Source organism: Aeromonas sp. QDB23 (assembly GCF_027707745.1).
Lineage (GTDB): Bacteria > Pseudomonadota > Gammaproteobacteria > Enterobacterales > Aeromonadaceae > Aeromonas > Aeromonas allosaccharophila.
Genome location: NZ_JAPCJA010000005.1, coordinates 71,044 through 90,418 on the forward strand (window position 1 = coordinate 71,044; position 19,375 = coordinate 90,418).

18 protein-coding genes are annotated in these 19,375 nt (G+C 55.3%); 5 read left to right on the plus strand and 13 right to left on the minus strand.

The features are described 5' to 3' along the window. Positions 1 to 95: 95 nt before the first annotated feature. Complete coding sequence (locus PG888_RS03910) at positions 96 to 707, plus strand: AhpA/YtjB family protein (protein ID WP_111806135.1); 612 nt, start codon at positions 96 to 98, stop codon at positions 705 to 707. A gap of 66 nt (positions 708 to 773) precedes the next feature. After that, positions 774 to 2,639, plus strand: a complete 1,866-nt coding sequence (locus PG888_RS03915; RefSeq protein ID WP_182938779.1) for a sensor domain-containing diguanylate cyclase — start codon at positions 774 to 776, stop codon at positions 2,637 to 2,639. 75 nt (positions 2,640 to 2,714) lie between these two features. Here PG888_RS03915 and deoD read toward each other — a convergent pair whose 3' ends face one another. The 7 genes from deoD to PG888_RS03950 all read right to left on the minus strand — a co-directional run bounded on the left by deoD (position 2,715) and on the right by PG888_RS03950 (position 9,935). Then, positions 2,715 to 3,431 carry a purine-nucleoside phosphorylase gene (gene deoD / locus PG888_RS03920; RefSeq protein WP_033135484.1) on the minus strand — a complete coding sequence of 239 codons (717 nt, stop codon included), beginning with the start codon at positions 3,429 to 3,431 and terminating at the stop codon, positions 2,715 to 2,717. A gap of 75 nt (positions 3,432 to 3,506) precedes the next feature. Beyond that, the gene (locus tag PG888_RS03925) at positions 3,507 to 4,715 is read right to left on the minus strand and encodes a phosphopentomutase (RefSeq protein WP_182938778.1); all 1,209 of its coding nucleotides are present in this window, start codon (positions 4,713 to 4,715) and stop codon (positions 3,507 to 3,509) included. Positions 4,716 to 4,729: 14 nt separating this feature from the next. Then, positions 4,730 to 6,061, minus strand: coding sequence for a thymidine phosphorylase (gene deoA, locus PG888_RS03930; RefSeq protein WP_042063211.1), 1,332 nt, complete (start codon positions 6,059 to 6,061; stop codon positions 4,730 to 4,732). Positions 6,062 to 6,170: 109 nt separating this feature from the next. Beyond that, positions 6,171 to 6,944 carry a deoxyribose-phosphate aldolase gene (deoC, locus tag PG888_RS03935; protein WP_058053951.1) on the minus strand — a complete coding sequence of 258 codons (774 nt, stop codon included), beginning with the start codon at positions 6,942 to 6,944 and terminating at the stop codon, positions 6,171 to 6,173. A gap of 424 nt (positions 6,945 to 7,368) precedes the next feature. Then, a complete protein-coding gene (locus PG888_RS03940; protein ID WP_005340467.1) occupies positions 7,369 to 7,539 on the minus strand; it encodes a XapX domain-containing protein in 171 nt (56 codons plus the stop codon). A gap of 125 nt (positions 7,540 to 7,664) precedes the next feature. Continuing rightward, complete coding sequence (locus tag PG888_RS03945) at positions 7,665 to 8,939, minus strand: NupC/NupG family nucleoside CNT transporter (RefSeq protein WP_058053950.1); 1,275 nt, start codon at positions 8,937 to 8,939, stop codon at positions 7,665 to 7,667. Between the two features lie 216 nt (positions 8,940 to 9,155). Then, on the minus strand, positions 9,156 to 9,935 hold the full coding sequence (locus tag PG888_RS03950) for a TatD family hydrolase (RefSeq protein WP_182938777.1): 780 nt from the start codon (positions 9,933 to 9,935) through the stop codon (positions 9,156 to 9,158). 41 nt (positions 9,936 to 9,976) lie between these two features. Here PG888_RS03950 and tppF point away from each other — a divergent pair, with 41 nt between their 5' ends. Then, positions 9,977 to 10,600 (plus strand): type IVa pilus pseudopilin TppF, encoded by a 624-nt coding sequence (gene tppF, locus PG888_RS03955; protein WP_269475278.1) that lies wholly within the window; start codon positions 9,977 to 9,979, stop codon positions 10,598 to 10,600. 324 nt (positions 10,601 to 10,924) lie between these two features. Here the strand turns inward: tppF and luxS are convergent, their stop codons facing one another. The 4 genes from luxS to PG888_RS03975 are packed head-to-tail and all read right to left on the minus strand — an operon-like array spanning position 10,925 to position 14,076. Continuing rightward, positions 10,925 to 11,434 carry an S-ribosylhomocysteine lyase gene (gene luxS, locus PG888_RS03960; RefSeq protein WP_005340462.1) on the minus strand — a complete coding sequence of 170 codons (510 nt, stop codon included), beginning with the start codon at positions 11,432 to 11,434 and terminating at the stop codon, positions 10,925 to 10,927. A gap of 18 nt (positions 11,435 to 11,452) precedes the next feature. Further along, positions 11,453 to 12,046 (minus strand): transglycosylase SLT domain-containing protein, encoded by a 594-nt coding sequence (locus PG888_RS03965; protein ID WP_332107294.1) that lies wholly within the window; start codon positions 12,044 to 12,046, stop codon positions 11,453 to 11,455. Positions 12,047 to 12,105: 59 nt separating this feature from the next. Next, positions 12,106 to 12,444 carry a nitrogen regulatory protein P-II gene (glnB, locus tag PG888_RS03970; protein ID WP_005308848.1) on the minus strand — a complete coding sequence of 113 codons (339 nt, stop codon included), beginning with the start codon at positions 12,442 to 12,444 and terminating at the stop codon, positions 12,106 to 12,108. Between the two features lie 9 nt (positions 12,445 to 12,453). Beyond that, positions 12,454 to 14,076: an NAD+ synthase gene (locus tag PG888_RS03975; protein ID WP_182938775.1), complete on the minus strand. Its 1,623-nt coding sequence runs from the start codon at positions 14,074 to 14,076 to the stop codon at positions 12,454 to 12,456. Between PG888_RS03975 and PG888_RS03980 the strand changes: the two genes are divergently transcribed. Then, a complete protein-coding gene (locus PG888_RS03980) occupies positions 14,070 to 14,741 on the plus strand; it encodes a GspH/FimT family pseudopilin (protein WP_232093602.1) in 672 nt (223 codons plus the stop codon). The genes PG888_RS03975 and PG888_RS03980 overlap by 7 nt on opposite strands. Positions 14,742 to 14,839: 98 nt before the next feature. Continuing rightward, positions 14,840 to 15,367: a GspH/FimT family protein gene (locus tag PG888_RS03985; protein WP_182938774.1), complete on the plus strand. Its 528-nt coding sequence runs from the start codon at positions 14,840 to 14,842 to the stop codon at positions 15,365 to 15,367. Positions 15,368 to 15,401: 34 nt separating this feature from the next. On the opposite strand, the gene tapY2 is transcribed toward PG888_RS03985, so the two are convergent. Continuing rightward, a complete protein-coding gene (gene tapY2, locus PG888_RS03990; protein WP_111806121.1) occupies positions 15,402 to 15,683 on the minus strand; it encodes a type IVa secretion system protein TapY2 in 282 nt (93 codons plus the stop codon). Then, positions 15,680 to 19,366: a pilus assembly protein gene (locus PG888_RS03995; RefSeq protein ID WP_270692742.1), complete on the minus strand. Its 3,687-nt coding sequence runs from the start codon at positions 19,364 to 19,366 to the stop codon at positions 15,680 to 15,682. Before PG888_RS03995 ends, tapY2 begins: the two co-directional genes overlap by 4 nt. Positions 19,367 to 19,375: the final 9 nt, after the last annotated feature.

The following is a 19,375-nucleotide window of genomic DNA, read 5'->3' on the forward strand; positions in this document are numbered from 1 at the left end:
AGGGGGTTAACAATGCTGGCCCAGAGTAGCGTATTGCTTTTTGTACAGGCAAGCGCCAAGATCCCGCCACTCCTTGTCACCATGAGGTCTCACGCTTGCAGCGTCATCTTCCCATCAAACGTGTTCTCAGCCTGGCCGCCGGCATTCTGCTCGGCTGCTGGGTACTCGGCGTGCTCATCCATATGCAGGGTGAAAGCCAGGCATCACTGCACAGTGAGGCGCGCAACAGGGCGCAGGCACTGGTCGCCTATGCCGCCCGCGACATGAAGCGCTGGATCAAGGAAGACAAAAGCAGCGAGCTGGAGCGGCTGGCACGGGATCTGGCTGCCGAGCCGGAGATCCTCGATGTCACCCTCTATGACGGACGTGGCATTCCCCTCGCCCAGTCGGAGCAGGCGGTGCCGCTGGAGAGCCTGCTGCCCATCGGCAGCGACAACAAGTCGCTGCCGGATCAGGGCAAGGGGCGGATCCAGTTCGTGCAGGAGATCCTCGATGGCGCTCAGACCATCGGCTACCTGCGCATCACCCTGGAAGAGCAAAAGCTGCTGGCAGACAAGGATACCCGGCTCAAAGTAGTGCAGGAGAAACAGCGGCTGATGCTGCTGGTTGCCCTGCTGGCCGGGCTACTCATCTCCTACGGCGTGCGCCGCAACTACATGCGGGTGCGCAAACACAAGAAAAAGAGCAAACCTGCCGATCAGCCGTAGACCGGCGCAGATCCCCCTGCCACCTTGTATATATATCCTTGATGGCACAACCAGCAGGAGAGCTGCATGATTGCCCCCACTTTACCCGTGGATGAAGAGAGTCGGCTGGCACGACTGCGGATCCTCGGGCTGCTCGACCGCGAGCCCATCGCCCAGCTGGATCGCCTGACCCGCCTCATCAGCCGCCATTTTGATCTGCCCGTGGCACTGGTCTCCCTGACCGATGTGGATCGCCAGTGGTTTCTCTCCCGCACCGGCATCCCGCTGTGCGAAATCAGCCGGGAGCACTCCTTCTGTGGCCACGCCATTTTGCAGCCCGGCATCATGCAGGTGCCGGATGCCCGTATCGATCCCCGCTTTGCCGACAACCCGCTGGTGCTCGGCCCACCCCATGTGGTGTTCTACGCCGGTCGCCCCCTGCGGGCGCTGGACGGAGTAGTGCTCGGTACCCTCTGTCTGGTAGACAGCAAGCCGCGTACCCTCGATGAGGCGCAGCGCCAGGATCTCGATGATTTCGGCCTGCTGGTAGAGAGCACCCTGCACGATCTCGAGCGGCGCCATCAAGTACGCAGCCTCAGCAACGTGCTGGAAGATCAGGAGCATCTCTTCACCCAGACCTTCAACCAGTCGGCGGTCGGCATGGCGCTCTCCTCTATGGAGGGGGTGTGGCTCAAAGCCAATCCGGGACTGCAACAGCTGCTCGGTTATCGCGAACAGGAGATGCTGAATCAAACCTGGCAAGCCATGACCCATCCCGACGATCTGCCGCGAGAGTTGCCGATCTTTCAAGAGCTGATCGATGGCAAGCGCCAGCACTACCGGCTGGAGAAGCGGATGTTGCGTGCCGATGGCCGCCACTGTTGGGTACAACTGAGCGTAACCCTGTGCAAAAGCCGCACCGTGGCCCCCCACCTGATCGCCGTGTTTGCCGATCTCACCGAGCGCAAGCTGGCCGAAGAGAAGCTGCTGCAGCTGCAGCTGGGGCTGGCGATGCAGGTGCGGGAACGCACCCGCGAGCAGTCGGCAGCCGTCGAGCAACTGCACATCGCAATGGCCGAGGTGGAGCGCAACCGTGCCCGACTGCGCGCCATCACCGACGGCCTGCCGGTCACCATCAGCATGCTTTCGCCAGAGGGGCGCTACCTGTTTGCCAATCAGGCTTACTGCCGCTATTTCGGGCTCGATCCCGAACGCATGCTGGATATGAGCGCGCGGGAAGTGATCGGTGAAGCCGCCTATGCCAATGCCATGACCTATCTGGCCCGGGCACAGGCGGGGGAGCAGGTGAGCTTCGAATACCGCTTCGAGCTGCCCATCGGCCCGCGCGATCTCAAGATCACCATGATCCCGAGCCGGGGCGATGAGGCAGGGATCTATATCCTGGGTGCCGATATCACCCAGTTCAAGGCGCTGCAGAGCCAGCTTGAACATGATGCCAGCCACGACCCGCTCACCACTCTGCCCAACCGGCGCGCGTTCACCCTGCGCCTGACCCGCGAGCTGGAGCGGGTACACCATGACGGGGAGGCGCTCGGCCTGCTGTTTCTCGATCTGGATGGCTTCAAGGAGATCAACGACCGGTTGGGACACCATGTGGGGGACGCCCTGCTGCACCGCTTCGCCAGCGTGCTCTGTGCCGAAGTGCGCCCCGGCGATATGGTGGCCCGCCTCGCAGGCGACGAATTCACCATCATACTGCCCGACTTGCGCCACCCGGAGCAGGAGCTGCCAGCCCTTTGCCAGCGGCTGCTGGCCGCCATGGCCGAACCCTGGGATGTGGCTGGCCACCGGCTACCGCTGGCGGGCAGCATTGGCGGAGCGATCTGTCGTCATGGTCAGCACTGCCACATCGATGAGCTGCTGCACCGGGCGGATGCCGCCATGTATCGGGCCAAGCTGGCGGGCAAGGGGCGCTTCGCCCTCGACCTATGACGCCAGCCTCAGAAATGCAAAACGGCGGCCCCAAGGCCGCCGTTTTCATTCCACTTGTCATGCCACTACGACGGATTACTTGTCGCCCAGCAGGACGGAGTCCAGCGCGATCTCGATCATGTCGTTGAAGGTCAGCTGACGCTCTTCGGCAGTGGTCTGCTCGCCGGTACGGATATGGTCGGAGACGGTGCAGATGGTCAGTGCTTTGGCACCGTACTCTGCAGCCACGCCGTAGATACCGGCCGCTTCCATCTCGACACCCAGGATACCGTATTTTTCCATGACGTCGAACATGGAAGGATCCGGGGTGTAGAACAGGTCGGCGGAGAAGATGTTACCAACGCGCACCGGAGTGCCCTTGTTCTTGGCAGCCTGAACAGCATTGGCAACCAGGTCGAAGTCAGCGATGGCAGCGAAGTCATGATCCTTGAAACGCAGACGGTTTACTTTGGAATCGGTGCAGGCACCCATACCGATTACCACGTCACGCAGTTTCACATCTTCACGCACGGCACCGCAGGAGCCCACGCGGATCAGGGTCTTCACACCGTAATCGGTGATCAGCTCTTTTGCGTAGATGGAGCAGGACGGGATACCCATGCCGTGACCCATGACGGAGATACGACGGCCCTTGTAGGTACCGGTAAAGCCGAACATGTTGCGCACGTCGCAGATCTGCTCGACGTTCTCCAGGAAAGTTTCAGCGATGTACTTGGCGCGCAGGGGGTCGCCCGGCATCAGCACGGTATCAGCAAAGGCGCCATCTTTCGCATTGATATGAGGAGTTGCCATTCTCTTGATTCCTTCACACAGGTTGAGTTTTATTGTTTTATAAATTGCCCGCCGCCGAAGTGGCGGGCGGGTAAATTACAGGAAGCTGGTACCGTATGCCAGTTTCGGCAGACTGTGGTAAGCCGCGATGCTCTGGCCGATATCGGCAAAGGTCTCGCGACGACCGACGGAGCCAGCCTTGACCGGCTTGCCGAAGAACAGCACCGGAATATATTCACGGGTGTGGTCAGTGCCACCCCAGGTCGGGTCGCAGCCGTGGTCGGCGGTCAGCACCACCACGTCGCCATCCTGCATCTGCTCGAACAGTTCCGGCAAGCGGGAGTCGAAGTACTCCAGTGCATCGGCGTAACCCTTCACGTCACGACGGTGGCCGTAAGAGGAGTCGAAGTCCACAAAGTTGGTGAAGACGATGGTGTTGTCACCGGCGGCTTTCACCTCTTCCAGAGTACGATCCCATAGCTCAACCAGACCTGTACCCTTCACCTTCTTGGTGATGCCCTGCTCGGCATAGATGTCGGCGATCTTGCCGATGGAGACCACCTGGCCACCCGCATCTTTCATGTAGTCCAGCACGGTCGGCGCCGGCGGCAGCACGGAGTAGTCGTGACGGTTGCCGGTACGCTTGAAGTTGCCCTTGCCAGTGCCCACGAACGGACGCGCAATCACGCGGCCGATGTTGTAGGGCTCCAGCAGCTCGCGCACGATGTGGCACAGCTCATAGAGCTTCTCGAGGCCGTAGGTCTCTTCGTGGCAGGCAATCTGGAACACGGAGTCGGCAGAGGTGTAGAGGATCGGCTTGCCGGTCTTCATGTGCTCTTCGCCCAGATCGTCCAGCACCTGGGTACCGGAGGCGTGGCAGTTGCCCAGATAGCCCGGCAGACCGGCCTTCTCGACGATGGCGTCCAGCAGCTCCTGCGGGAAGCTGTTGTGGTGATCCTTGAAGTAGCCCCACTCGAACAGCACGGGTACACCGGCAATCTCCCAGTGACCGGACGGGGTGTCCTTGCCGGAGGAGAGCTCCTGAGCAAAGCCATAGGCACCGACCACCTCGATATCTTTCTTCAGCCCTGCTGGGAAGTAGCCGGAGGCCTGCTCGCAGGCGTGGCCCAGACCCAGCTTGTTGAGGTTCGGCAGACTGAGGGCACCGCGGCCTTCAATTTCACCTGCCGCACACGCCTTGGCGATATGGCCAAGGGTGTTGGCGCCCACATCTCCGAACTTCTCGGCGTCGGCAGCAGCGCCAATACCGAAAGAGTCCATCATCAGAATAAAGGTACGTTTCATGGGTCTTCCCCTTGTTACAAATCAGCCAGGGTGATACGGCGGTACACTTCAGGCAGTGCCTCGGGCCGCTCGCCACCAATCCGGACAGCCGCCTGCACCATGCTGGCAGCCTGAGCATATTGCTCTTCAGTCTGAGCGTGGATCATCGCGATCGGCTTGTCAGCATCGACGCTTTGACCCAGGCGGATAAAGTCGGTCAGACCGACCGCATAATCAAGTTTGTCACCGGCAGCGCGGCGACCACCGCCCATCGCCACCACGGCCAGACCCAGCTCGCGGGTGTCCATGGCAGTCACGAAGCCGCTGTTGGCCGCGAAGACCGGACGCACGATGGCCGCTTTCGGCAGGTAAGCGTCATAACGCTCCATGAAATCGGCCGGACCACCGAGGCCAGTCACCATGCGACCGAAGATCTCGGCAGCCTTGCCGTTATCCAGCACCGCCTGCAGCTTGCGGCGGGCATCGCTGTCGTCGCTGGCCAGACCTGCGGAGATCAGCATCTCGGCGCACAGCGCCATGGTCACTTCGTGGATGCGCGGGTTGCGGTATTCACCGGTCAGGTAGCGCACCGCTTCGCGCACTTCCACCGCGTTACCGGCGCTGGAGGCCAGCACCTGGTTCATATCGGTGAGCAGCGCAGAGGTGCGGCAACCGGCACCATTGGCCACGGCCACGATGCTCTTGGCCAGCTCTTCGGACGCTTCGAAGGTCGGCATAAAGGCGCCGGAACCCACTTTCACATCCATTACCAGTGCTTCGAGCCCGGAGGCAAGCTTCTTGGAGAGGATGGAGCCGGTGATCATCGCGATGGATTCGACGGTGGCGGTGATGTCCCGTACTGCATAGATACGCTTGTCAGCCGGAGCGAGATCGCCGGTCTGGCCGATGATGGCGACACCCGCCTCTTTCACCACTTTCAGGAAACGATCATTGTCGACCGAGGTCTGGTAGCCGGGAATGGCATCCAGCTTGTCCAGCGTACCGCCAGTGTGGCCCAGGCCACGACCGGAGATCATCGGCACGAAACCTCCGCACGCAGCGACCATCGGGCCAAGCATCAGAGAGACCACATCACCCACACCGCCGGTGGAGTGCTTGTCGACAATCGGGCCACCCAGGTTCAGGTGATCCCAGGTCAGTACCATGCCGGAGTCACGCATGGCGCAAGTCAGGGCAACCCGCTCATCCATGGTCATGTCTTTGAAGTAGACCGCCATCGCCAGCGCGGCAATCTGCCCCTCGCCGATGGTGTTGTTGGTAATGCCCTGAATGAAGAATTGAATCTCTTGGGTACTGAGCGCTTCGCCGTTGCGCTTCTTGCGAATAATTTCTTGAGGCAAAAACATCTTTCATTCCCTCCGCCATTGCTGGCGTCAAACAAGCCTGGATCCTTGCCCGCACACCGCATGGTGGGGGCTAGACAGGGCGGGAGTCCCCCGCCCTCTCATCAACTTATTAGTAACCGCTGGTGTTGGCCGGCTTGTCGCCGTGCCCCAGTGTTGCCAGCAAGCTGGCCAGCAGGCTGGATGCGCCGAAGCGGAAGGTGCGGGCGGATACCCAGTCCTTGCCGAGGATCTCTTCGGCCATGGCCAGGTACTGACCGGCAACGGCTGCGTCTTTCACGCCACCAGCAGGCTTGAAGCCGACTTTCGGGTTCTTGGCCTTGATCACTTCCATCATGATGCGCGCCGCTTCCGGAGTCGCATTGACCGGCACCTTGCCGGTGGAGGTCTTGATGAAGTCGGCACCGGCATCGATACAGATCTCGGAAGCACGACGGATCAGTGCCTCTTCTTTCAGCTCGCCAGTTTCGATGATCACTTTCAGCAGCACCTTGGCGCCACAGGCTTCTTTACAAGCTTTGACCAGATCAAAACCGATCTGTTCATTGCCCGCCATGAAGGCACGGTACGGGAATACCACGTCCACTTCGTCGGCACCGTAGGCGACAGCGGCACGGGTTTCGGCCACGGCGATCTCAATGTCGTCGTTGCCGTGAGGGAAGTTGGTCACGGTCGCAATGCGCACGTCGGCAGCGCCGATCTCACGCAGAGTCTTGCGAGCGATAGGGATAAAACGGGGATAGATGCAGACGGCGGCAGTCAGGCCAGCCGGTGACTTGGCCTTGCGGCACAGGTCGATCACCTTCTGATCGGTGTCGTCATCGTTCAGGGTGGTCAGGTCCATCAGGTTCAGGGCGCGCTGGGCGGCCACTTTCAGATCAGTCATTCTGTTCTCCAAAGTCTCGATTTAATCCAGATAACCGGGCACCACCAGACCATCCAGCGATGGATGCACAGGCAGTAATCCCCAGCTATACGGGAATGGAATTACAGTGCGAAGGCACCGCCACTATCCGGATGCCATTCAAAGCACCCTGCAGGCACTGCGACTGTAAATAAGGCAAGAGCCCTGTCACTTTCTTACAAAAGTGCGGACTTGGTTCCATGAAGACTTGAGAAAGGCCGACAACATCTGACCCGACTTCCCAATCAATTCCATTTGACCGCCAACACCCGATTTCATCGAGTATTAGTCATTGCCAGCACCCTGCTGGCAACGCCTATTTCAGCCGAGATACCCCCTGTTTGCAAGCCGGATTTGCCAATTTCAGAGGTACCTCACATCTGGCAAATCCAGGTCTAAAAAAGCCTTACGAAAAGAACCGAGTCAGGATCCAGGAGTAGGCCAATCCCCCCAGATAGACCCCGACGATCCCCATTACCCCAGACAAAACGGGTGGTGCCGGGATCGGCAATTTGAGGAAAGAAAACAACAAACCGACTATAAAGCCAGCCACCATCGCCAGTAGCACTTCATTCATATAACCTCCGATTTGACTCATTTTATTATTAGTTTAGATAGGAAAACGGTTGTCACCGATCCATACGCGAACGCCACGGCAGATGCCGTGGCGTTCGTGTTTATACCCTGTCAATCAGGCCGCTATTACATGGCGGAGAGAGCCAGGAAGAAGCCTGCGATAGTGGCAGACATCAGGTTGGACAGAGAGCCAGCCAGTACGGCTTTCAGACCAAAACGTGCAATGGTGCCGCGGCGGTTCGGTGCCATCGACCCCAGACCACCCAGCAGGATGGCAACAGAGGAGAGGTTGGCAAAACCACACAGGGCAAAGGAGATGATCGCCTTGGTGTGGGCAGACATGGCCACGCCGTTGATCAGCACTTCATCTTTCAGGTACGGAGCAAAGTTCAGGTAGGCAACAAACTCGTTCACCACCAGCTTCTGACCGATGAAGGAACCCGCCACGATGGCTTCATTCCAGGGCACACCGATCAGGAAGGCCAGCGGGGAGAAGATCCAGCCCAGCAGCAGTTCCAGGGAGAGCTGCGGATAACCGAACCAGCCACCCACACCGGAGAAGATGCCGTTGATCATGGCGATCAGACCGATGAAGGCCAGCAGCATGGCGCCGACGTTCAGGGCCAGCTGCATACCGGCAGAGGCGCCAGCAGCAGCAGCGTCAATGACGTTGGCAGGCTTGTCGTCCAGCTCGGCATCAGCAGAGCTTTCGTCATAGTTCGGGGTCTCGGTCTCGGGAACCAGCAGCTTGGCGAACAGCAGACCACCCGGTGCGGCCATGAAGGAGGCTGCAATCAGGTACTCCATCTTGACGCCCATGGAGGCGTAACCGGCCAGTACGGAGCCGGCAACGGAAGCCAGACCACCACACATGACGGCGAACAGCTCGGAGTCAGTCATCTTGGAGATGTAGGGACGAACCACCAGCGGCGCTTCAGTCTGGCCTACGAAGATGTTGGCTGTGGCTGACAGGGATTCGGTGCGGGAAGTACCCAGCACTTTCTGCAGGCCACCGCCCAGCAACTTGATGACAACCTGCATGATGCCCAGGTAGTAGAGCACGGCAATCAGGGAAGAGAAGAAGATGATGACCGGCAGAACACGGAAGGCAAAGATAAAGCCGCCGCCACCGAACACTTCAAACATCTTGTTGCTGACCAGACCGCCGAACAGGAATTCGATCCCGTTCTGGCCGTAGCTGATCACGCTGGATACCGCGTCGGACACACCGACCAGGATATCGCGACCAACCGGCACATAGAGTACGAACGCACCCAGACCGGCTTGAATTACGAACGCACCGACAACGGTACGCACGTTGATTGCCTTGCGATTGCTGGAGAACAGCACCGCGATAAGGACGAGCGTCGCCATCCCTACCAGACCCATGAACAAATTCATTATTATCTTCCTCTAGTAGCACCTGGCTTGTTAGCGAGTTGTTATTAAACCCAACTAATCAAGGGGAGCGCATTATACTAATTAAAGTCCGATAAAATAGAATGCTGGTCACATTTTATCGTTATCAAAATGTCCAAGTGTCACAAAATTAGACAGCAAACGATTTTTACGCTCGTTTTTTTTCCTGATAACTTAATCATGTGTTGCAGGTTTGTTTCATGGCAATTGATCGTGATGGAAAATGTGCTGGGCAGTTTCAAATAACACCTTCGCAACATCCGCCGATGATTCCCCCCGCAACGTCATCAATATTTCCGCTATTTTCGGCAGCGCTTCCGGGGTATTTCGGGTGCCTTGTTCACCTTGCAGCGGCATATCGGGCGAGTCGGTTTCCAGCACCAGGGCCTCAAGCGGCATGATCCGAAATACCTCTCGCGTCTTGTTCGCCCGCTCAAAACTGATCACTCCGCCCACCCCGAGTCGAAAACCCAGTTGCCAGAATGCCTCCGCCTGCTGCAACGAACCGCTGAAGGCGTGGATCACCCCGCCACGGGGCGGCTTGAAGCGGCGCAAGACCTTGACCACTGTGTCATTGGCGCGCACCGAGTGGATCATCAGGGGTAGCCCGGCATCGGCGGCCAGCCGGATCTGAGCCTCAAACAGCGCAAATTGCCCTTCCTGCGGCACCTGAGAGCGCAGATCCAGCCCACACTCGCCAATGGCTACCAGCCCGGCAGGCTGGCTCATTACCAGTGTTCGCAGCCGCTCCATTACCCCCTCCCTCTGCTCACCGGCATACCAGGGATGAATGCCCAGGCCATAAAAGAGGCCGTCATGCTGATCTGCCAGTGCCATCACACGAGTCCAGTTATCCTCTGCGATGGCAGGAATGATATACTCCATCACCCCCAATGCCCGACAACGGGCCAGCAGCGCCGCCCTGTCATGGTCAAACACCGGAAAGTCGAGATGGCAATGGGTATCTATCAGCTGCATATCACTCACACCTGTTTGCGGTCTTTAATGGGTCATTGAACATGATGAACAACAGAAACAACGGCTTTACCCTGATTGAACTGGTGCTGGTGATCATAGTGCTGGGGATCCTAGCCGTCACCGCCCTGCCCCGCTTTATCAATATCAAGGATGATGCCCTGAAAAGCACAGTCTCGGCGACCGCTGGCAGCTTTGCCAGTGCAGTACAGCTGGCCCATGCTGGCTGGGCGGTGAAAGTGCAGGGACAAGACCTCGCACTGTATAACTTCAGCGGGATGGGCAAGAAAGATCTGGATATCAACCACTACGGCTGGCCTGTGGGCACCAAGGAGGATCAGAATGGTCAGGGGCCTGATGCCGTATTCCCCGGTGGCGACAGCGATCAGATCTCCGTCAACAGCCGGGATGACTGCGAGAGCCTGTTCGGCGCCCTGCTCGACACCGATCTGACGGCGGTCGATGAACTCCATACCAACTCAAAGAGTGATTACATCTCCCGACTCATCCAGGCAAACGGGCAGGCTGATGGCACGCTTCGCCACGATAACTGCCGCTATATCCTGCGCGACTCAATCAACCGCTTCCAGACCAACTCGGATTATCTAAACGGCCTCGGCTTCGAGTACAACAGTGTTACCGGTGCCGTGACCCGCAATTTTGATTGAGTTCAGCCTCTTCAGCGCAAACTCGCTCTTTGCTTGAATCATCATCATAACGAACCGGTGTGCAGCAGCGCCGGTTCTCCTGAGTGAGCCCCCACTCCTCGCACCATGCATCGTAACGGGCCAGCCAACGCAGCAATACCCCTTTCATCGTCACACCTCCGCCAACAGGTTCAGGTCAAAAACCATCCTAATCAGAGTTGGCAAGGGGAGCAAGTCATCCCCATTTTTGCGATCGGGCGAGATAAAAAGAACCGGTCAGCATGGCTGACCGGTTCTTTTAACATTCCCCGAAGAGATTATCCGATGAGCGACAGCTCATCCGCCTCACAGGCTCTTCAACTTCTCTTCCGGCAAGGCCAGCTCGTCGTTGTGGTTGACGCCGATACCGCGCTCCAGCACATGACGGGCAATGGCGTGCGCCTCTTCCAGCGAGTGCATGCTGTAGGTGCCGCACTGATACTCGTTCAGTTCGGGGATCTTGGCCTGATCCTGCACGGTCAGCACGTCGCTCATGGCCGCCTGCCAGGCTGCGCCAACACGAGCTTCGTCCGGCGCGCCGATCAGGCTCATGTAGAAGCCGGTACGGCAACCCATGGGGGAGATATCGATGATCTCCACGCCGTTGCCGTTCAGGTGATCACGCATGAAACCGGCGAACAGGTGCTCCAGCGTATGGATACCGCGCTCGGAGAGGATCTCCTGGTTCGGCACACAGAAACGCAGGTCGAACACGGTAATGGTGTCCTTGTTCGGGGTCTGCATGGTCTTGGCCACACGCACCGCTGGCGCTTCCATACGGGTGTGGTCAACGGTAAAACTGTCCAATAACGGCATTTCTGACTCCTGATTTGGTTACCAGAACCAGCCCCCACGGGAGAGCTGCTCCTTGCATTGACGGTACTGGGCGCCGTAGCGCTGGGCGCGAGCTTCCACCTTGCGAGAGGTCTTCATCAACCACCCCTTGCTGCGATAGCTGCCACGCCGGTAGCCACCCCACCCTTCGTGATAGTTGAGGTACTGGCCATAGGCATCCCACTTGGAGGTGCCATTGAGCCGCTGGGCCTTGTTAGTGTACCAGCCCATAAAATCGATGGCGTCGGCAAAGTCATCGCGGTCACTCCAGCTGTTGCCAGTTTCCCGCTGGTAGTCAGCCCAGGTTTCATCTTTGACCTGAGCATAACCATAAGCCGAACTGGCCCGCCCGGTCGGGATGAAGAGGAAATACTGCATCGGCGGCTGGGCATCATGTACGTAAGAGGACTCCTGATACATCATGGCCATCACCACATGGACCGGCGTCCCCCATTTCTCGTTCATCTTGAGCGCGGCCTTGTGCCACTCCGGCTTCTCCCGAAAGATCTGGCACAGATTCTCCGGCTGAGCAGGTGGTCGGGTACTGCAGGCGGTCAGGCCCGCCAACAGGCTGGCCACCACCACAAAACGCATCCACCCCATCAAATGAGGTCGCGCTTCGCGCCTCTGGTCAGGTAAAGAGATCGCCAAAGTCAAATCGCGTCTTCGTTCTCTTCGCCGGTACGGATACGAATGACACGCTCCACCTCGCAGACGAAGATCTTGCCATCACCAATCTTGCCGGTGCGGGCGGTGTTCTGGATCGCTTCCAGACAGGCGTCGAGATCCTCGTCCTGCACCACCAGCTCCACCTTCACTTTCGGCAGGAAGTCGACCATATATTCGGCACCGCGATAAAGCTCGGTATGGCCCTTCTGGCGGCCGAAGCCTTTGACTTCGGATACGGTCATGCCGTTGATGCCGATCTCGGCCAGGGCCTCGCGCACATCGTCCAGCTTGAACGGTTTGATGATGGCTTCAATCTTCTTCATGGTGACTCCTTACCAGTTCTGTTTGCCGAACCCGGATGTAATGGGGTAACGGCGATCCTTACCAAAGTTGCGAGCCGTAATACGGGGCCCGACCGCCGCCTGACGGCGCTTGTATTCGTTGAGATCCACCAGCCGGATCACCTTGCGCACCACAGCTTCCTCGAAGCCTTCTGCCACCATGTCGGCGACCGAGGCATCCTCTTCTACATAACGTTTGAGGATCGCATCGAGGATGTCGTAGGGGGGCAGGCTGTCCTGATCCACCTGATCCGGCGCCAGCTCCGCTGAAGGGGGACGGTCGATAACCCGCTGCGGGATCACGTAGTCAACCGAGTTGCGATATTCACACAACTTGAAGACCAGCGTCTTGGGCACATCTTTCAACACGTCGAAACCGCCCGCCATATCACCGTACAGCGTGGCATAACCGACCGCCATTTCGCTCTTGTTGCCGGTAGTCAGCACGATGCGACGACGCTTGTTGGAGAGCGCCATCAGCAACACTCCGCGGCAGCGTGCCTGCAGGTTCTCTTCGGTGGTGTCGCGGGCGGTGCCTTCAAACAACGGCGCCAGCTGGGTCATAAACCCTTCGAACATCGGCTCGATGGAGATGATGTTGAACTCCACCCCCATCCGCTCGGCCTGCTCCTTGGCGTCTTCCACACTCATCTGGGCGGTGTAGCGGAACGGCATCATCACCGCCTGCACCTTGTCGGCGCCGATGGCATCGGCCGCGATAGCGAGTGTCAGAGCCGAGTCGATGCCGCCGGAGAGGCCCAGCACGGCGCCGTGGAAGCCGTTCTTGGTGACATAGTCGCGCACCGCCAGCACCAGCGCCTGATAGGTCTCGGCCAGCGGCTCCAGCGGCGCAGCCGGTTCACACTCTTTCACCGGTTGACCATCGACAAAGCGCACCAGCGCCAGCTCTTCGGCAAACGGGGCGAGCTTGTGGGTTAACTCACCCTGACTGCTGAACACCTTGGAGCAGCCGTCGAAGATCAGCTCATCCTGGCCACAGACCTGATTGAGGTAGACCAGCGGCAGACCGGTCTGATCGCAGCGCTCAGCCATCAGCTCGCGGCGGATCCAGGGTTTCTCCTGATCGTAGGGCGACGCATTGATGGTGAGCAGCAACTCTGCCCCAGCCGCCTTGGCGGCCAGCGCTGGGCCCGGCTGCCACAGGTCTTCGCAGATAAGTAGACCCAGATTGTGACCACGGAAGGGGACCACACAGGTCTCGCTTGCCGCGGTGAAGTAGCGCTTCTCGTCGAATACCCCGTAGTTGGGCAGGTCCTGCTTGAAGTAGCGGGCAACCAGCTTGCCGTGCTCGTAGAGGGAGGCTGCGTTGTAAAGTGCCTCCCCATCGCGCCAGGGATGACCCACCAGAATGGCGCAAGCCCCCTGCCATGCGGCAACGCGAGCCAGCGCGGCCTCAACCCGGATCATCAGATCGGCACGCAGCAACAGATCTTCCGGTGGATAGCCGGTCAGGGCCAACTCGGAACAGACCAGCAGATCGGCACCTTGCTGTTCGGCTTGAGCAGCCGCAGTCAGCACCTTGTCACAGTTTTCTTCGATGGCGCCTACCGTCAGATTCAACTGGGCAAGCATCAGAGAGAGGGCTTTTGCCATGGCAATGGGTCTTAAAATCAGAAATGATGGGGAATAATAAAGAAAAGGGGGGCAATCTGCCAGTTCAAGACGGGCGTAACCATGTGACAGCAATCAGCGGGAGAGATAAGCTGTATGTAGTCACGGAACGACAGGCCTTCGCAGATATGAAAAACGCCGGATTTACCCTTATGGAATTGATGATAGCCATTGCGCTGGGCGTCATTCTGCTGGGGATTGGTATTCCGTCCCTCTCCAACCTGCTTGGCAGTAATAATTTGGCGACCCAAGAAAAGAGCCTGCTAAACCACTTAAACTACGCCAGACAACAAGCCATCTCCAACCAGCAGACCGTCACTCTTTGCCTGACCACTCTCAACAATGCTACTGAGGAGTGCATACCAGCAGCTCAACATGGTGCGAATCGGCTACTCGCCTTTATAGATAGCAATAGCGATCTGAAGCTTAATGGCAGCGAGGTTACGCTTGCCGCAAGTCCCGCGTTTCCCGCAGAGCTGGCCATTTCTGCAGATGCACAGGCACTGCACTTCATCCCGGATGGCACCATTACTTCTGACAATACAGTCACTTTTTCACTCTGTATCAGCGGTGAAAAGGGCATTGAGATTGAAGTTATGCCTGCCGGACGTGCCCATAGCCAGGCAAGCAGTGCTGTATGCCCATGACAGGATTTGGCTACAGCTAAAAACACACCAGCGCAAAGAGATCCATTTCAATCCAATAACTATGATTAGAGTCTCCTTTGAACAAGGACTCATACGCTATGGTACGAAATGGATTTACCTTACTCGAGTTTTTGATATCGGCAAGCCTGACAACCATCCTGCTGACCTTGGGACTGCCGTCATTGGCGAATCTGCTGACAACCACCGACAGCGACATCTACACCAGAAACCTGCAGGATCATCTGATCTTCGGTCAACGGCAAGCCATTACACAGCAGCAACCCGTGACAGCATGTCTTGCCATGCCGGTCAGGAACTCCACAAAAGAAGGTTGTGTACTCGCAAATCAAACAGGCGCCCAGCGCATGCTTGTTTTTATCGACACCAATCAGGATCGCCAATTCGATATTGCAAATGGCGATATCTTGTTATCAGCAACAGAACCCTTTCTTGAAAAACATACCGTCACTGCCAATCGACAATTTGTACGCTTTAGCCCGGATGGCACTGCGATTGGCACCAACATGACACTCCAGTTTTGTAGCGACCAGGCACCCCGAGTCGATATCATCATCTCGCCATCCGGTAGAAACAGAAGCGAAAAAAAGGGGCTGAGTTGTTCTTAGCCCCTATCCCCTTCTCTCCCATCTCCCAGCAGCGTTATCTGGGTTGGATTTCATCTTGTTTTTTTGCATCAGCCAGCGAAAAAGTGGCGGCCAAAGGAACACACTCGATTACCTCTGTGACAATATGCACTACTCCATCAATTTCATAACCTTTCTGTTTAAACACCCTGACCAGATTTGCCTTGCTGGTATCAGCGACCGGTTGCTGCAACACCATCTGCACGCCACCTTCCAGAGTGACATAACATTTTATGTCTTCAGTTTGAGCCTGAACCAACAAGGGTAGGCCCACACACCAGAGCAGCATGCGTTTCATCCCTGTTCTCCTTCATAGAGATAGATTTTCTTGGGAGACATATCCATTTTTGCCTCCTCCGCACCCTGAGAGCACTCACCTTCACCGGTACAACGTTCAGGCTCTCCCTGTCCATCATCTTTAAGGATGACCTCCTTGCCCGGAGCACCACCTATAATCCTGATCCGGCCATCATCCCCACCATGAATAACCAGATCATCAGCAACCTTATTTTGCACCTCAACGTAACGCTGAATAACTTCCTGATTGTTGCTATCCAGCACATATTTGAACGAAGTACCGTAGTGCATATCAATCATATACTGGCGCATGGCACCGATTGATTGAATCGTACATTGCTGGAAATCCTGAACCTGAGGCAGGAAAGAGGTGAAATAGAGCTTGCCTTGCAACACCAAACCAGCCCCCATGGATTTTTCACCACTTTCATTGAGCCAGAATTTCCATCCCAACTTGCTGGTCAAAGCCTTGGTTGTATTTACGATCTGATCTTCATTCAAACCGATAAATGGATCGCTGGTCACATCATAAAGATCCTCTAACGTAATGACAGAAGGACTTTCATCAGTATCTGGATCTATGCCAAACAAAGTCGGATTGACATTGTAATCACGTAGCATCACATACACATTTTGGGTTGTCGCTTCCGAGGAAGGACGATTTCTATCACCACTGCCTATCAATACAGCATCAAACGGACGCTCACTGTACAGATACTTTGTACCATCATATTTCCAACCTTTGTTGATGGTGCGTACCAATACAGGTTGAGTAAAAAAGCGGCGATCATCTTCCAACTTTTTGGCCGTTCCACTCAAATGAGCATTCCCCAAACTGGCGAACTTGATGGCCGTCCACTTGGGCTTATCGGTTCCTTTCAAATCGATACGCCAGATCTGACCACCGGTATCGCCTGCGTAGATGCGATCTGTAATACCATCCCCATCACTGTCCAGCACAGAGACCGAGCCTGGCATGCTGTAAACCATGCCTGCAACCTGCTTGTTCGTTGCACTAGCCGGATCCGGAGTGAAGCTGAACAACAGAGTACCAGCCTCAGCATCAACGATATAAATACCCAACCCTTCACTGTCTTCAACCCCTTGCCCCAAATAGCTCTTTGATTGGTCATAACCCCCAGAGAATATCAGAACAGGCTTATAGTTTTTTTTACCAGCGGTTTCTGTGTAATAACCTGGGATAAAAGCTACCTCAGGGATCGACCAGGTTTCACCGAGCCTGCCAAAGCCAGCACTATTTTTGTCCAACCGCCACATCAGCGAGGGAGAATCCGGATTGGATATATTCAAAGCATAATAGGCCTTGCCACCGCCCCGTAACCCGGTAAATAACCATACCTTATCACCTTGTGACGACTTGATATGACCATCTTTAACTTGCTCATTGACCAGCACGGTAGGTGATGAATCCACTCCATAGAGATGCACCGATGAGTCCAGGTTCTCTCGCAACGCTTTCTGATTAGCGATAAATTGATAAGGCATGGCGGCCCAGCTTTCATCAACGGTGGTACCGCTGTCTTTGAACATATGCAAGAAGCCAGCATTGGTTCCCATCACGATTCGCAGGTCAGGTGTGCACGATGTCTGTCCTGTTAACTTTGTACAACCATAGTTGATCACTAATGGCCGAGAATGCAGAGGATCACCAAGAATATGCTCCCGAATATCCGTTTTGCTTCCATCCTGATTTTCATCAAAAGCATCCCCCCCCTTGACCCAATTAAGCAGATCATCCATGTTATCAGTGCTATTGAGGCTCATTACTGTGCGTAACTGAGTCGCCCCACCCGCCATACTTTCAAGGTTAGACTTGCTAAATGCGATTAATGCATTTGTGGTGCTTGTGGAAGGCGGAATAATATAAATATTACGATTAGTTTTCGCTGCCAACATCTCTTGTATCCCCCCCTCAGCAACCTTGTTGCCATCGCTGGTTGAGGACCAGAAGGTTATCGCAGCTTCAAGAATAGTCCCGTCGCTAGCGATCGCAGGCATACCACTTTGATCAACCACATATCCTTTTTCAGGGGCTAAAGCCAGCTTTTTCAGATTCCCTTTCCATCTCGGGCCAGCCCCCGGTTCAAACATGGCATAGTAAATATTATTCAGGCTACGAGTACGGTCAAAGTTATTGGTGGCAATCGCTGGTGAGACAAGTGAAGTGTTCATTTTTAAAATCGCTAATAATGAAGACTTTAACGCCTCGTTCAACTGAGTCGCATCGGTGGCAGGATAATATTTACCACCACCACGGCGAGCAGTCTCTGCCAATAATGTTCCAGCCCCCGTGATAGCCTCATCACCGAAACCTACGGTAAAGGTAGTGACCGTCTGCTTACCAGTCGCAGATGTATTTACATCATTATTCTTCATGTATCCAGCCAAAGCCGCTAGATAACTCTGTTCTTTATTATAAGCTGAGCCATAACCAACGGTGCCGCTATAGCTTGGTTTATTAGGGTCAGTAGAACCATTCAACAATCCCTTAACCAAATTATCGGCAGCAGAATCATAGGTTGGAGCACCATCAGTCATATATATAACATAACCATTATTTGAGCATTTATCGTAAGGTGATTTGTATTTACCAGTCGACACCTCAGCATTAGGATCTCGCTTTGGATTACGATTGGAATCATCATCACCAAAATACACATCGCCACCACCAAAATAACGATAGGCTTCATACATAGTTTCACATAAAGGCGTCCATGTATCTGAACTTAAACTATTAGCCTTATCAATGATATCTTGCGCACCAGTTTTACCGCCACTCAATATAGCGTCATTCCCAATAATACTTCGAATAATACGACCACCATTCCTACCACTACTATCATTATAGTTAAATACGGCCAAGCCAAAATCAACAGCAGGGGTTGTCCGAACTAGCTCTCTCAGTGCCTGCTTGGCAACATTAAGTCTCGTAGTAGGTATTGTGCTGGGTGCATAATACCAACGAAGGTAATTTGCGGTGTATAGGGTAAGATTAAGGTCATTATTATTTGCTGGCGAAGTGGTTGCTGTGACAGACCAAGGCTTTGATACCACGGCAACTGTACCAGACGTATTTATTGGATAGCCTGTAGTTGTCCCTGACACAGATTGATATGTGTTTGTAAACCCAGCATTGCTAACATTTTTTTCATTAAAGTCCTGTTTGCAATCCACCAGATTAATCGTATCTTGCACATAGGAGTTTAATTGCAACCAACTTCCCTTCCTATTTGCATTACTTGTACCCGTAACAACATAGTTCCAAAAAATTGAAGTGAACGCGCCTGACGAATTCAAAGTTGCATCAGAGGTTGTGCATGCGTTTTTATTTTTCAGAAATCGCTTTGAATTGCTTGAGTTGAGCGTTTTGGGCGGTGTTCCTGTAGTGAAGTAGATATAATCATTACTTCCATCATCAGATGACAAAGCTGGATAAGTAAATTCCGGGTCATATTCCTCTTTTGCCATCAAGGTAGTGTCAGCCATACTGCCAGAGTTATCGAATATAAAAAGCACTTTGGGACGAAAATCTCCGGCCTTTGCAAAATCGTAAATAAATAACTCGGTATCATCTGAATAACCAGTGCCCACAGCCAAAGATGTGCTGGATATTCCACTACACAACACCAGCAAGCTTGTTAGTACACAGTTCCTGATGTTCATATTCTGCCC